We start from the raw sequence: 13,925 nt of genomic DNA, 5'->3' as shown, positions 1-13,925 counted from the left end.
TGAGATGTAGAAGCAAAAATGGAAGAATTAATAGAACCAATATTTAGGTTTACCGTCAGTTTTATCCGCTTTGTTGTTCAGCAGATTATTATTGAAGGAGTTGTTTACGGTTTAGGTTATATCTCGCTAAAAATCATAACTTTCGGCAGATACCCTACTACACCGTTACATAGAAACGCCAAGGATCATGTGTTTTTTGCTGGTATAGCTGCAGCTACTGGCATAGTTTTGCTGCTTATGTTGGTGTAAAAAGCTGGGAGGCCTGATATTAAGCTGCCCATGAATTGTTTTTAAGCGTTGTGATTTAATTGACACGGAGGAATGCCAGTTGGAACCCTTTTTTGCCTACACAGGCGCAATTGCATCGGTATGGATAGTTATCGGTATTTATATTGCTTCGCTTTTTTATCCCAACTATTGCCACAAAACGCAATTCTGTAGCGAGTTAGGCGCCTTTAACAGCCCCACTCAAAGACTCTCCCCATTAATTAACAACTATCCATTGGGTGCGCTATTCTGCGCCTTTGGCATTAATGTATTGATAAACTCACTTTCTATGGGCGAGTTATTTATAGGAATTATGATTGTCGCTCACGGTCTGGGCACCTGGGTTGCCGGCGCTTATCCAATGGACAGCGATCCGTTCACACAAACCCCATCAAATAGTTGTAAGATTCACTCGTTGGCTGGTGTAGTTATGTTGCTGTCTTTGTTAATTGCGCCAGCAATCGCCGCGTTCGAAGACGCGTATCCTATATGGTTACGTGCCTTTTCGGTCGCGTGTATTTCAGGCTGCATTGTTTTTTCATACACGTTGGCAAATGCGTTTAAAAACAAGTCGAACCTTGGTATACACCAGAGGCTTAGCTACGGTTTTCAAGTCTTGTGGTTGTTTGTGTTCTCACTTTACTTGGCAGGGTAACGACCAAAAAACAACTATTTACCACCTGTGGTTTCGAGGGGCTTCGCGAATGTACTGCGCAACTCATTGCGATTTCAATCCGCTCGCTCCAGCACTAATAGCACAAAATGGACTAAAAAAAGGAAGTACTATGCATCAAAAGTTAATAATGGTTATTGTGTCATTGCTTTTTTGTTTTACGGTTGACGCCCAACAATTTTCTGAGGGAGATCACTACGTAAAAATAGAGGGAGAGCCTAGCACATCAAAAGAAATAACAGAGTTTTTCTCGTTCTATTGTCCTGCTTGTTACAGACAAGAAGGCTTTATGAATGAGCTTAAAGCCGCTCTTCCCGACGATGCCGTATTTAAGAAAAATCACGTGGACGGTATGCCTGGTAGAAAGCCTGATATTGAAAATTTATTAACCAAAGCGCTAATAACTGCTGAGTACCTGAAGGTTGAAGAACAACTTGTTCCCGCAATTTTCAAATATATCCACGTAAATAAAGCAGATTTTAGCAACGAAAAAGACATTAAAAATTTGTTTTTAGTTAACAATGTGAACGCCGAAAAATTCGATAAAATATTTTCGAGCTTCTCTGTTAATGCAAAAGCTAAAATGATGCAAAAAAATACGAAGGAAATAAGAAGTCAAGGGTTTACGGGCGTACCTACTTTAATAATAAACGGAAAATACAAGCCGGAAACGAAGAACATTAAGACAATGCAAGAGTATAAAGCGTTGGTACTTTTTTTACTGAATAAGCCCGTTTAACGCCGTTCAAGCTGTAATTCTTAAAATTTGCAGCCCAATTTTATAGGCAGACAAACGATCAGACGGTAAGTGAGTGTTACAGCCAATTTAAGCAGCATCTATTTAAGAAGGATTAGTTAATTGCGGTTTCAAGGAAGAATAAAAAATTGGAACGACGATAAAGGATTCGGATTTGTAGAGCCCAATGGAGGTGGAAATCGATCATTTGTTCATATTAAGTCGTTTCATAAGCCCTCTAGAAGGCCTGTCGAGGGCGACATCATTGTCTATGAACAAGTCAAAGATGCTAAAGGTAAGTTTAAAGCGTTAAACATAAGATTCGCGCGCGAGCGCAGGTTGAGATCCACTACTCCTCGGCGGTCGCGTAAGTTAGGCTCTGTAATTTCAGCGTCTTTTTGGCTGGTTTTGATTACAACAACGCTACTAAAACAAATCCCCGTAGAGGTTATTTTTGTTTATATTGCAGCAAGCGTTGTTGCCTATATTTTTTATGCCATTGATAAGTCATCTGCGCAGAATGGCAGCTGGCGGACACCCGAAAGCCATTTACATTTGATAAGCTTGGTAGGCGGTTGGCCCGGCGCTTTTTATGCACAAAATACGTTGAAGCATAAATCAAGCAAGGAAGCATTTAAGACAACATATTGGGTGACGGTTTGTATCAATATTGCTGTGTTTATTTGGCTTTTAAGTGAACAGGGCACGTATTTTTTAACCAAACTACTGGGCTAGTTTAGCTTTTTAATTGCAATGCTTTTGGCCTTGTTAGCTATTTGATTTGTTCACTTTTGGAGCTTAGGTTAATTACGCAGACATAAAGCGAAAACTGAAATATCAAGGGCTTTACTGCTTGAGATTTAGTCTAGATAGAACGCTATGGCTATTTTGCACATTTGTGATTGCTGATATCTCACGGCGCCAATTACTTTGCATTATGAGAGAAAGACACTTAAGGACAAGAAGAATGGGGTTTTACATAAAATTACTACTGTTAGCGACCATAATTCCTTTTGCCACTTCGGCACACGAGGCGATAAAAATTCACGCTATTCATAAAGAAACATTCTCTTGTACAGAGCATTGGGACGGACAATTCAACTATGCTGGCGACGCCCTAGGTACAGATTGTGTTATAGGAGGCTGGTATGAAGACGACAAAAGGCTATTTCAAAGAACGTATACAAATAGCGGCTTCAAAAACGAAGATTGGTTTGGTTTTCAAAAAGACGTGCTTGCCCCCTGTGATTGTATAGTCACAAAAATCTACATTAACCCAATCACCAATCAGCCGGGCATTATGACGCCCGGGAGAGCAAGCTCGATAACCTTTAAAACCAAAAATGGTTCATCGGTATTGTTAGCGCACGTTAGAGACGTAACAGTTAAAGAAGGTGAAACCGTAAGACAAGGAACAACTGTCGCTAAAGTAGGTAACAATGGTTACAGCAGGAACCCTCATATTCATATTGGCGCTTGGGATGAACAAAACACGCCAATGCAAATACGCTTTGATCAAAGCACGCTTGCTCTTCTCGACCGAGAATAGATACGGCATAAAACGAAAGTATGCAAAAACACGATAAAAGTGTGATACAAAAAAAGAAACAAGCTTTGCAATTTTTGGCGTTGAGCACTCGCTTGAAGCCCCTTCACTTTGTAGGTGCAGCTGGATAGGATTCAATTTAATTGAAAAGTGGAGATACCATTGAAAAGTGAGTTAAGTAAGCGTATTTGGGCCACTAGATATTTCATGGTAATAGGCATTATTGTCTTACATTTACCCGAATACCAACCACTGCGCGAGGTAGAAACTGCTTTTGAGTATGTGAAAGCCTTTTTTTCACATGGCATTTTTAGAGCGACAGTGCCCGTGTTGACGGTCATTTCAGGTTATTTAGTTTTTCGCTCACGCCTCTATCTTACGCCCTTAAATCTTGTTCAAAAGAAAGCTAAGTCTGTATTGATACCGCTTTTACTTTGGAACCTTCCCCTTGTTTTTATTATCTATTTGTCACAGAAACACAACTTACTTTCACACAACTTTTCGGCGCAATTATATCCAATTGAACCAATAAATTGGATTGACGCGTTAACTGGCCTTTTCAGCTCGCCGGTAAATTACCCGTTAAACTTTCTCAGAGACTTATTTGCCGTTTCTCTTTTAGCACCATTGTTTGGGTTTGTGCTGAACCGCGCCCCCTATCTCGGTCTAGCGCTGATATCAGGTATATATTTCTTTAACCTAGATGGCGATATTGTGCTCAGAAACAGTATGTTGGTTAGTTTTTACATAGGCGGGCTGGCCGCCATCAAGAATTGGGATTTAACGGCACTAGACAAATATGCCGTTTGGCTAGCTACCGCCTTTGTAGCGCTTTGTCTTTTCGTAGTCACATATAAAATTGAAAATAGAGAATTACTTCGATTGGTGTCGCCTTTTATGGTGTGGCCTGCACTATCGTTGATACAACACTCAAAGGTATATGAATATTTGTATAAATACAGTCACTGCAGCTTCTTTACTTTTCTTGCTCACGGCCCACTGATATTGCTCTTTTGGTTTGTTTATACTCACTTTTTTAGTACTATCGCATACCCTATATACTGGCTTCTCACCCCTATAACGACGGTAGTCGTGTGTATATTGATGGCGACGTATTTCAAAAAACATTTCCCTAAAAGTGCTTCTCTGGTATTGGGAGGCAGGTAAAAAAAAAAGTATTAGCGAATAAACGTTAAGCGAACTTAACGCCTTGAAAAATAAAAACATATACCAATGGGCAACACTGCGACGAAACTGGTGTAACTGAAACATAGAAAAACCTAACAAAATAGAAATGGTTAAACTGTTGCACCTGTCCACTTATCGAAGAAGTTAAATAATGAAGCAATTTATTCAACAAGAATTCTATAGAATAACAAGTCAAAAGCTCATGTATCCGCTTAGGCTATATTTGCAGTCCTTAGGGCTTTTAATCCTTTTACAAGGTGCAGCTTCTCTTGTAATTTCCGTTTTTCGGACAGGAGAAATTAGCGTAGTTTGGCACGCTAATTGGCTACTGGCTTCATCGTTTGTAATCTGGCTTATATACTTAATAGTGGTAGTAAGAATAGGTTCAAAAAGCGTGTAGACAATTTCTGCTGCAGCGGCACAGGGTCACCTCAGCCAAGTGCACCAGATGGCATGTTTTGGTTATTACTTTTTTCTTTGGTTCATGTAAAAATATGCGGGTTAGTCGCCGTGCTCCTTCAGAAGCTTAAGACAAGCCAATGTTGAATTACATTAAAGGCTACTACGTCGCTGGGCGGAAGGTTATGTAGGAACCGTTTTTTGTTGGTAGTAAAGCAATTAACCGCAACAGTTTCTACCTGATCCATTCGCAAACCTCATAACTTTAAAGAGAATTTTAAATGTCGCTACCTCCTTGCCCGCATTGTCAATCAGACTATGTATACGAAGACCAATCTTTACTTATATGCCCCGAATGTGGACACGAATGGAACCCGAACGAGGTAGAAGAGGAAGTCTCTGCAAAAGACTATAACGGTACGCCATTAGTGGCCGGTGATAAGATCACGCTGGCTAAAGACTTGAAAGTAAAAGGCAGTTCGCTGGTGCTAAAAATTGGCACCAAAGCAACTATTCGCCATGTTAAAGATGCCAAAGACCACCAGCTTGATTGTAAAGTAGATGGCGCCGGTGAAATGATGCTAACCGCAAAATTTGTCAAAAAGGCCTAGTCTATAAGCAAGGCGTGTCGGAGCCGGCACGCCTTGCATGCCCTCCGTTCATTTACATTGTACCTTTTAGAAGTTAGCCACTTCGTTCGTAATCGTTTCTGTTAATAAACTGATAGCTTGCGAAGACACGTTTTGAGGATTTACCAGACACACGCCTATGTGGCCCAACTCAGGTAAGCTTTCTGAGTTAGCCAATATGTGTAACCCAGAAGGTACAGAACTTTTTGCCAATACGGTTATACCCAGCCCTTCATTGATTGCTGTTTGAATGCCATTCAGATCAGCAATGGTATAAACCACTTGCCAAGGCTTTTTGATGGCTGAGAGTAGACTGGTCGCTCGTTTCCGGTAAATACATGGCGCAGGAGCTGCTATTATCGGGAGTTTTGCAGGCACACTATTAACAAACCGCTGACTTCCAACCCAAACAAGCTGATCTGAAATAATATAGCCGTCCTGCTGAGGATCGGGCGTTTCTTGCAAAGAAAGAATAAGGTCGAATTGATGTTTAAGTGGCTCGCTTAGGAGATCCTTACTTAATGCGCAGTGTACTTCTAACGATATTTCAGGGTACGTTTGGGTAAATCGTCGTATGATTTTAGGCATAAGCGTTGTGCTAAACTCGCTCGGAATGCCCAGCTTAATATTTCCTGATACTTGAGGCTTTCCAAACTCAGCCATCGCTTGGTCGTTTAGGGCAACTATTTGTTCACCATATGACAGAAGCCGACTGCCCGCCCCCGTTAGAGTTAAGCGGTTGTGCTCTCGCGAAAACAGCTTTTCTCCTATTATTTCTTCTAATTTTTTAATCTGTAAACTAATAGCAGGTTGAGTGCGCTGCAGTTGCTCGGCACACTGAGTATAGCTCCCCGTTTGAGCAATAAGCACAAACGAACGCAAAAAATCTATCGACAAATTCTTCATTACTTTGCATTACACCGTCGTTGTCTCAACTCCACGTTTCAATAACCCCAAACTATTTCGCTTTACGGGTGAAACGTTGTGGCGTTCTTTATTTTGACTACTAATTTGGCCAAACAGCGGTAATTATCGCCTCACTATACCGCCTCACTCATTTAATAAAATTATAATGCCATATTTTTTATTAATTTTATTTATTCTTTACTCAAATCTAGTATCAAGCATACAACGATGAAACCAAGGAGCCATTATGTCCCCCCTTAATGAACGCTTGCATAAGCAAGATCCCGCTATTGCTGAATTAATTTTGCAAGAAGATAAACGGCAAGAGCATCATATTGAACTCATAGCATCAGAAAACTACACCAGCAAAGCGGTTATGCAAGCACAAGGTAGTCAATTAACAAATAAGTATGCTGAAGGTTATCCGGGAAAACGCTATTACGGCGGATGTGAAGCTGTAGATAAAATAGAGCAGCTAGCTATCGACAGAGCTAAAGCACTGTTTGAAGCTGATTATGTTAACGTGCAACCGCATTCTGGGTCTCAAGCAAATACTGCTGTTTACATGGCATTGTTAAGCCCTGGCGACACCATTTTGGGCTTAAGTCTTGACCATGGCGGCCACTTAACCCATGGCGCAAAACCTAATTTCTCCGGCAAGCTTTACAACGCCATCCAATACGGACTGAACACAGAGACAGGGGAAATTGATTACGCACAAGTAGAAGCACTTGCAAAAGAACATCGCCCAAAAATGATAGTTGCAGGCTTTTCCGCATATTCTCGCGTGGTTGACTGGCAGAAGTTTAGAGAGATAGCCGATAGCGTGGGTGCGTATTTGCTCGTAGATATGGCACACGTTGCTGGCCTAGTTGCAGCGGGGCTCTACCCATCACCAATTAACGCCGCACACGTTGTTACTACTACGACTCATAAAACGCTGCGCGGCCCCCGTGGCGGACTTATTATGTGTAAGTCTAACCCTGAGCTTGAAAAAAAGTTTAATTCTCTTATTTTCCCGGGGATTCAGGGCGGCCCACTTATGCACGTTATAGCGGCTAAAGCCGTTGCTTTTAAAGAAGCAATGTCTTCTGAGTTCAAAATTTACCAGAAGCAAGTAATAACAAACGCGCGTGTAATGGCTGATGTATTTATGAAGCGAGGGTTTGAGGTAGTATCTAACGGTACCGACAACCACATGTTTCTATTAAGCTTGGTAAGCAAAGGAATGACGGGAAAAGAAGCTGACGCTCTATTAAACCGTGTAAATATAACGGTCAATAAGAATACCGTTCCTAACGATCCTCAATCGCCATTTGTGACAAGCGGCATTCGCATTGGTACCCCAGCAGTAACCTCTCGTAATTTTAGCGAAGACGACTGTTCGCAATTAGCTCACTGGATTTGCGATGTATTAACAACGCCTGAAGACGACAACGTTGTGCAGAATATCAGGGATAAGGTCGCTAGCCTTACCGCAACTCGCCCTGTTTACGTTTAACAAGGTTATTGAGTTATAAGGAGCGAACTCGTGCGTTGCAGGTAGCCACCATTACCCGCCAAACGAGTTTTGCTCGTTCGTTGAACTGACTAACGCTTACTCCCCACGCTTTTTCCATAGCAGCTTTCCAAATATCACAGGTTGCTATTTTATCACTATACAAAGGGGCCATAGACAAACTAATTGTTAGAGATTCCAACCATTCAACCAGTAAAGGATCGCGTCGACCACGCTCTCGAAGTTGAGAAAGTTGCATAGAGGCTTGCTGCTTAATGCCTTGTAAACGCCTGTAAATTTCGCGAGGGTCGTCTTGTTGCCCCAGTAAATACAATTCACGCTCGATATCATATGCATTTTGCCATACCGCCACGCGCTCAGCACTTTTTGAACATCCTGCCACAGATAGGCCAACGGTGGTAATTAACAAAATATAGGTAGCAAAGATTATGAGTTTCTTAACAGGCATCAATGCATTGTAGGTAGAAAACAAGTAGCGTGCTCCATGACAGATCTGCCTCTTAGTATAGATTAATATTTCCCTTTAGTTTGAATCAGCCATACCGCTTTACACTAATTGACTACATCAACATATAACAAAGTATTACAGGAACCACTTCCACCATACGAAAACAAAAAGAAACCCAAATAGATATGCTAAGCCAACATAACTTAATAGTTTTATCGCAAAATTAGGAGAAGCATCCGGATGGAGTTGCGTTTGCGCAACAAGCTTATGATTGAGCCAGGCAAACATTGGAGTAGTCACAAAGGCAAGCGTCATGGCAAAACCAAGCATTGCCAATAGCGCAGACTTAAAGAATAACACAATGATAAAACTCGCCACTGCCATAAACAATAGCACAGGAGTGACTAGCGTATTTCTTGCGTTTTTATCTTTGTTAAAAAGCAGCGCTATTGCTTCAGCGACGACACGAGCGTAGCCATCGTAAACGGTGAGCGCCGATCCAAATATACATAGAAACGCAACCAGTGCAATAAGCCAGTGGGCCCACTGCCCAATGGTTGATGAGTACATACTAATTAGCTGATGAGAGAAGCCGATACCACTAGTATTCAGTTCTGTACCACTGCCATATAAAATTAGTGCGCCTAAGCCCAAAAACAGCAATGCGAGTAACACAGTCACTGCATAACCTAAATTAAAATCGAAAAGCGCGGACTTTGGCGTTACGGCTTGGCCCTTACATTGACGCTTTAGCCAAAGTGAGGTAATCGACGATATTTCGATTGGCGCGGGCATCCACCCCATCGTTACGACTAAAAAGCCTAACGTGGCGAGCGTCCACGGTGAAGGCGCAGCCACAGCAGGTGCTGGTGAAACAGAATAATTGCTAAGTGCCACTATGAAAACGGCAACAGTTGCGATCACAAGCACGGCCATGATGCCTTTGGCAATATTGTCTAACCCTTCAAAATGCCCAGCTAATAAAATGATTAAAATAAGTGCCAATACCACCGACGCTGATAACGTTATAGCAATGTTAAAAGGGATAAAGTACGACAATAGGCTTGCAGCAAACAACAGCAGCGCAGCTGCATTGACCACCGATGCAACGGAATTCAAGCCCAAAGCAATAGCCAAATACCGCTTTCCCATTCCTAAGTAACCTTGCTGGAGGGTTTGTTTGGTGCTGATGGTATAGCTAACACCTGCCCTGAAAAACGGATACTTGAGTAGGTTAACTACTAATATAAGTAGCGCCAGCTGCCAGCCAAACTTCGCCCCAGCTTGTGTTGATGCCACTAAATGACTACCGCCTACCGCCGCGGTTGCCATAAGCACGCCGGGACCGAGTAACTTTAATAGTGCAATACAACGGGCAAAGAACGATGTTTCTGCTGAATACGACAAGGCAACCTCTAAATGGGCATTTCAAATTAGCCGTTAACCATATCAGTAATGTAATAAACAGAAAAGAGAGTACATGCTCATCTGCAAAGCTTGTGATGTAAGCATTTGCACCCAGTCTGCCGCAGCGTAATTCCTTCCTTTTTTAAAAGGTATACAACGCACCGGTAAATAAAAAGGCACTGTTATCGCTGTAGTCACCTCGAGCAAAACCGTCACCTTTTTTAAGGTAGGCTCCACCTAACACTAATCGCAGTTCTGGCCTAACTTGATAACGCCAGCGTGCTTCAACTTGATGACCAATAAAGCTATCCACATCTTGTGGCGCTTTTTGATACCACATTGCTTTGTAACCCAGCATAATATTGTGTGTTTTTGAAGATTTAGACACACTTCGAAGCCCAATAGTCTTTAGGTTTCTGCGTGGCACAGCTTGATATACATCGGTGGGGCCAAAATCAAAACGCCGCACACCATATAAGCTATCAAAGTCAGAGATTGTGTTGTCGCTACTGTCGTTGTCACCACTGATATAATCAACTTCTGCGCGAAGAAACGTATTGTCTGTAATCTGTTTTCCTACGTAGCCAAACATCATGTACGCACGAACGTCTTTTTCGTTTATATCGTCAGCAGACGCGGTTTGATAAGAAGTGCCCGTTTGCCCCACCACCTCTATATTCGTTATTACGCCATTATCGAAAGGCTGGGTATAGTCCACACTAAGTGTGTAAAGATCACGGTTTTTGGTGGCAAGCGCTTTAGCATCGTTTTCTTTTAACCAATAGCTCTGCAGCTTAATGTTGTTGTCGTTTGACGCGGCATAAAAACCAAAAAATTTTCTGTCGCTATAGCTTCTATCAAACGCACGTTTGTTCGCGTCAAGGCGCGCGCTGTCAGAAGGAAAGCGAGATACGGGCAGCACATAAATGCCGTGAACTTGCCAATCAGCAACCCGTGCCTCAACCACCATACCGTCGTAGGTATTAGTGGCATTACGATAGGCAGTCTTTGCTAGTAATCTGCGACTGCCGTAGTCAAGCTCCATTCGCCCAACTTTTATCTCATTTACTGTGAAAAGCCCTTGCAAATTCGCCGGTTGGTAGGCAATAAAAAACTGCGTTGGCTCCAGGGTATTAACCTGATTGGCCGTCAACGTTGGATCGTTTTCATCGAGAAACACTCGCGAGTCACGCACTTCTACCGTAGCCGCGACATTTCGGTAATGCAGCGTCGAGCTTACAATTAATCGTGTCGAAAGACGCTGATTACTTTGTTCTCGCGCATTTGAGTAAGAAGGAAATATCGGATTGTTCAGCGATTCGTAACGTACTCTAAACGAGCCTGATACATCAAGCGTCACTTCATCATGGGCTGCACTGGCCAGCGTACTTACAGCAATAAGCGTCAACAGAATTAATCTGCTGAGCAAAGCAAGAAGGTTTTGACTCACTAAAGGGCGCACAAATAGCGGGCGGTGCATTATAAACCCATACAACAATAAAAAGTGCATTGAAGTATATAGGTTATTTTCGTTATAGCACTGCCCTTTTAGTTTAAATATTGGATTATTGCTAAGTGGCCTTAAGGCGGTTTCATTGCTCTTCGCGCTTTTGTTGCGAACTAACGCCGGTCAAAATTCACTTTCTTCTTGGGATGTTGATAATAGCCTTCTTTAAGCAAACGCTTAAAACGCGTTAGCTTTCCGTCTAGCGTTAGCTCTTCCAACCCCTTGTTGAATAAAGACAAAATAAGCTGACTATCGCTTTGCCCTTTTGGCACTAACAAATGCGTTGTCACTGTTGAGATGAAAGGCGTGATAGGCATGACGTCGTTACGCTCGGCCCTAGTGAAATCGCGCTGCAGTAGGTACCATCCGGTTAATTCATCGATAGGGAATACATCAATGTTGCCGTTAATCAGTGCTTGCAGATTGTCTTTGTCAGTCGCGTTCTCAACAACGTTATTGTTTGCCTTAATGTGTGCAGCAAGCTCATCATTGTATAAGTAGCCCTCGGTAATACCCATTTTAACGTCTTTAAAGTCGGTAAGATCTGACCAGGTGTCTGGCCCTTTTTCAGAATTCACATAAAAAACCAGGTTTTCAGCACTGATGGGGGCGCTGTGGAAGAATTCACTTTCCCTTGCGCGCACAAAATTTCCATACGAAAGCGCGTCGTATTCTCCCCTAAGCGTTGCATCTAACGCTTCTTCCCAAGGTAGAGAAACAAATTCAACGATAACGCCCGTTTCTCGAAATGCATCAGCAATTATGTGGTTTATATAGCCATCATGCTGCATATCAGTTGATGTGTAAGGCGCATATTCGGTGGTCGCTATTCGCAGTTTCATCCATGCATGGGCAAAACTTTGCATTGGAATTAGCGCTAATATAAATGTCGCTATAAGTAGTGATCGCATGTCAAAGTCCTGTGAGTAATTAGAAGTAAATGCCAAGGTTGATGTTCAAACGATGGGTAGTTTCTTGTCTACCACCTAAATCTAGCCCAACGCCAGGGCCTCCTGAAAACCACATATTTTTGCCTTGGATACTATCTACATATACAAAAAGTTTATCCCAGCCAAAGCTGCAACCGTTTATCCATTGCGAAGAGTTTTTCCCTTCACTCCCCTCTCCTTTTGCCACGCTATACTCTGAATAACAGGTAAGTGATTCAATATGACTAAACTCGTATGGCACTGAATAAACAAGGTTTGCTGAATAAGTTTTACCATCAGCAGCAGCAAGAAATGGAAAGGTGAAGGAGGATAGTGCTATACGATCGTCTGACTGCCCGTCAGGCACAGCCAGTTCATATTCATAATCGATATACTGCAGTTCGACCTTTAGGTCGCCTTGCGTATGTCGCATGTGAACCGCATAAGCGTTCATATCACCATCATCTAGCGTATCAAGGTTTAAAATATTGCCATATTGATAAGACACACCAATATCGGTAGTGCCACCACGAATAAAGTTTGCTGAATAGTTTGCACGTACGTTGTACTGGCCATCTTCTTTATTGCGATATTCGCCGTCGTCTGCCACGTCAAACGAATAGCGCCCAAATTCAGCGGCATCATTGTATTCGTCATTCATAAAGTAAGCGGCTTGAAAATCCCAGTTGCCCCAGTCGTGGTTTATTTTTACCCCTGCGTCATAGTCATCTTCGAAACCAAGATAATAGTTAACTGAAAACCAGAAGTTATTACTGGCAAAGGGTTGCAGGCCAAACGGGGTCTGGGTAATACCTGCTGTAATCTCGGTTTGATCATCGAAGTGATAGGTCAAGTCAGCAAATCGAATGGTATCGAAGTCAGTATTTTCGTACCAACGGTATTCTGCTTTATAACTAAATTGGTCCGACTCACCTGATACGCCAAGTTTGAATGATTCGAACTCGAAGCCATCTCTAAACTCAGGAATTTGCCAGTCTTGATGCCCGTAATTCACCCTAACATGGCCGCTCAAATTAAAAGGAAGTTCGTCGGCGTTAGCGTAGCTTGGCATACCAGCGGCTATTGAAACTAAAGAAAATGCGGATAGTAGCTTAATCATTACTGTTCCTGTATTGAATTTCTGGCGGGAACCCTTTGCTAAAATTAGCCTCTAATGAATTAAAGGGGCGTGTAAACGCTTGGGTGTATCGCGCACCAAAATAAATCCTTCAGTACTAACAATACTGAGTAAACCTTAAAAAAAGATCATTTGATAAGGCCTAACCTTTAAGTTGCTCCTCGTATATATAGCAGCCCCTGACAGGCAGCAGCATTTAAACATTGGCCGTTTGCTGTGAAAAGTGAAGCGCGATGTATGCACGGTAGACGCAGAAATTTTTGCTGTGAGCGGCAGGTCCTATCTAAAAATTAAACAGCATTTTTATTTCATCACAGTGAGAAAATGGGGGTTTTATGAACATTGCGTGCCAGCTTTACGACTATATCGAGATTGCCTGTATGTATAACCTTGAAGTGAGTGCAGTGTTAAAAGACGGCGAAATGAAAAGCGGCAAGGCACTAACAACAGTTATAGATAAAAGTAGCAACGTGCCCGTAGAGTGTATAGAGATGTTCATTAACGGCACTACGCAAAAAATTGCGCTTAATGAAATCGCTCAGTTACATGCAATAACTGACAACCCGCATTTCAGCACAGTTAGCTTTTAGGTAGTATGCGCAGTAAACATAGCTTAACTTTATAACGTGAACC

Annotated in this window: 15 protein-coding genes; 9 read left to right on the top strand and 6 right to left on the bottom strand. The window is 42.3% G+C overall.

What is annotated here, in order from left to right:
- The first annotated feature begins 18 nt into the window (after positions 1-18).
- From BK026_RS17025 to BK026_RS16995, 7 genes are all read left to right on the top strand, one after another.
- Positions 19-249 carry a hypothetical protein gene (locus BK026_RS17025; protein ID WP_071816902.1) on the top strand — a complete coding sequence of 77 codons (231 nt, stop codon included), beginning with the start codon at positions 19-21 and terminating at the stop codon, positions 247-249.
- A gap of 79 nt (positions 250-328) precedes the next feature.
- Complete coding sequence (locus BK026_RS17020) at positions 329-922, top strand: DUF998 domain-containing protein (protein ID WP_071816901.1); 594 nt, start codon at positions 329-331, stop codon at positions 920-922.
- 130 nt (positions 923-1,052) lie between these two features.
- Positions 1,053-1,679, top strand: coding sequence for a thiol:disulfide interchange protein DsbA/DsbL (locus BK026_RS17015; protein WP_071816900.1), 627 nt, complete (start codon positions 1,053-1,055; stop codon positions 1,677-1,679).
- Positions 1,680-1,799: 120 nt separating this feature from the next.
- Entirely contained in the window at positions 1,800-2,411 is a 612-nt protein-coding gene (locus tag BK026_RS17010; RefSeq protein WP_071816899.1) for a DUF1294 domain-containing protein, read from the top strand.
- 232 nt (positions 2,412-2,643) lie between these two features.
- On the top strand, positions 2,644-3,225 hold the full coding sequence (locus BK026_RS17005) for a M23 family metallopeptidase (protein WP_071816898.1): 582 nt from the start codon (positions 2,644-2,646) through the stop codon (positions 3,223-3,225).
- A gap of 159 nt (positions 3,226-3,384) precedes the next feature.
- The gene (locus BK026_RS17000; protein WP_143142138.1) at positions 3,385-4,389 is read left to right on the top strand and encodes an acyltransferase; all 1,005 of its coding nucleotides are present in this window, start codon (positions 3,385-3,387) and stop codon (positions 4,387-4,389) included.
- Positions 4,390-5,090: 701 nt separating this feature from the next.
- On the top strand, positions 5,091-5,420 hold the full coding sequence (locus tag BK026_RS16995; RefSeq protein WP_071816896.1) for a zinc ribbon domain-containing protein YjdM: 330 nt from the start codon (positions 5,091-5,093) through the stop codon (positions 5,418-5,420).
- A gap of 66 nt (positions 5,421-5,486) precedes the next feature.
- Here BK026_RS16995 and BK026_RS16990 read toward each other — a convergent pair whose 3' ends face one another.
- On the bottom strand, positions 5,487-6,344 hold the full coding sequence (locus tag BK026_RS16990) for a LysR family transcriptional regulator (RefSeq protein ID WP_071816895.1): 858 nt from the start codon (positions 6,342-6,344) through the stop codon (positions 5,487-5,489).
- Between the two features lie 247 nt (positions 6,345-6,591).
- Between BK026_RS16990 and glyA the strand changes: the two genes are divergently transcribed.
- Entirely contained in the window at positions 6,592-7,845 is a 1,254-nt protein-coding gene (gene glyA / locus BK026_RS16985; RefSeq protein WP_071816894.1) for a serine hydroxymethyltransferase, read from the top strand.
- Positions 7,846-7,858: 13 nt separating this feature from the next.
- Here glyA and BK026_RS16980 read toward each other — a convergent pair whose 3' ends face one another.
- The 5 genes from BK026_RS16980 to BK026_RS16960 form a co-directional block, all read right to left on the bottom strand.
- Positions 7,859-8,335 carry a hypothetical protein gene (locus tag BK026_RS16980; RefSeq protein WP_256253880.1) on the bottom strand — a complete coding sequence of 159 codons (477 nt, stop codon included), beginning with the start codon at positions 8,333-8,335 and terminating at the stop codon, positions 7,859-7,861.
- Positions 8,336-8,446: 111 nt separating this feature from the next.
- A complete protein-coding gene (locus tag BK026_RS16975; protein WP_071816892.1) occupies positions 8,447-9,718 on the bottom strand; it encodes an NRAMP family divalent metal transporter in 1,272 nt (423 codons plus the stop codon).
- A 142-nt stretch (positions 9,719-9,860) separates the two neighbouring features.
- Positions 9,861-11,198: an alginate export family protein gene (locus BK026_RS16970; protein WP_071817741.1), complete on the bottom strand. Its 1,338-nt coding sequence runs from the start codon at positions 11,196-11,198 to the stop codon at positions 9,861-9,863.
- Between the two features lie 140 nt (positions 11,199-11,338).
- Positions 11,339-12,136 (bottom strand): ABC transporter substrate-binding protein, encoded by a 798-nt coding sequence (locus tag BK026_RS16965; protein ID WP_071816891.1) that lies wholly within the window; start codon positions 12,134-12,136, stop codon positions 11,339-11,341.
- 19 nt (positions 12,137-12,155) lie between these two features.
- Positions 12,156-13,274, bottom strand: coding sequence for a porin (locus tag BK026_RS16960; RefSeq protein ID WP_071816890.1), 1,119 nt, complete (start codon positions 13,272-13,274; stop codon positions 12,156-12,158).
- Between the two features lie 353 nt (positions 13,275-13,627).
- Between BK026_RS16960 and BK026_RS16955 the strand changes: the two genes are divergently transcribed.
- Positions 13,628-13,882 carry a Rho-binding antiterminator gene (locus BK026_RS16955; protein ID WP_071816889.1) on the top strand — a complete coding sequence of 85 codons (255 nt, stop codon included), beginning with the start codon at positions 13,628-13,630 and terminating at the stop codon, positions 13,880-13,882.
- The last annotated feature ends 43 nt before the right edge of the window (positions 13,883-13,925 follow it).

The sequence above is a fragment of the Alteromonas sp. V450 genome, from assembly GCF_001885075.1.
In the GTDB taxonomy this organism is placed as follows: domain Bacteria; phylum Pseudomonadota; class Gammaproteobacteria; order Enterobacterales; family Alteromonadaceae; genus Alteromonas.
The sequence above is the reverse complement of the archived record's forward strand: the minus strand, read 5'-3'. Positions and strand labels throughout refer to the sequence as shown.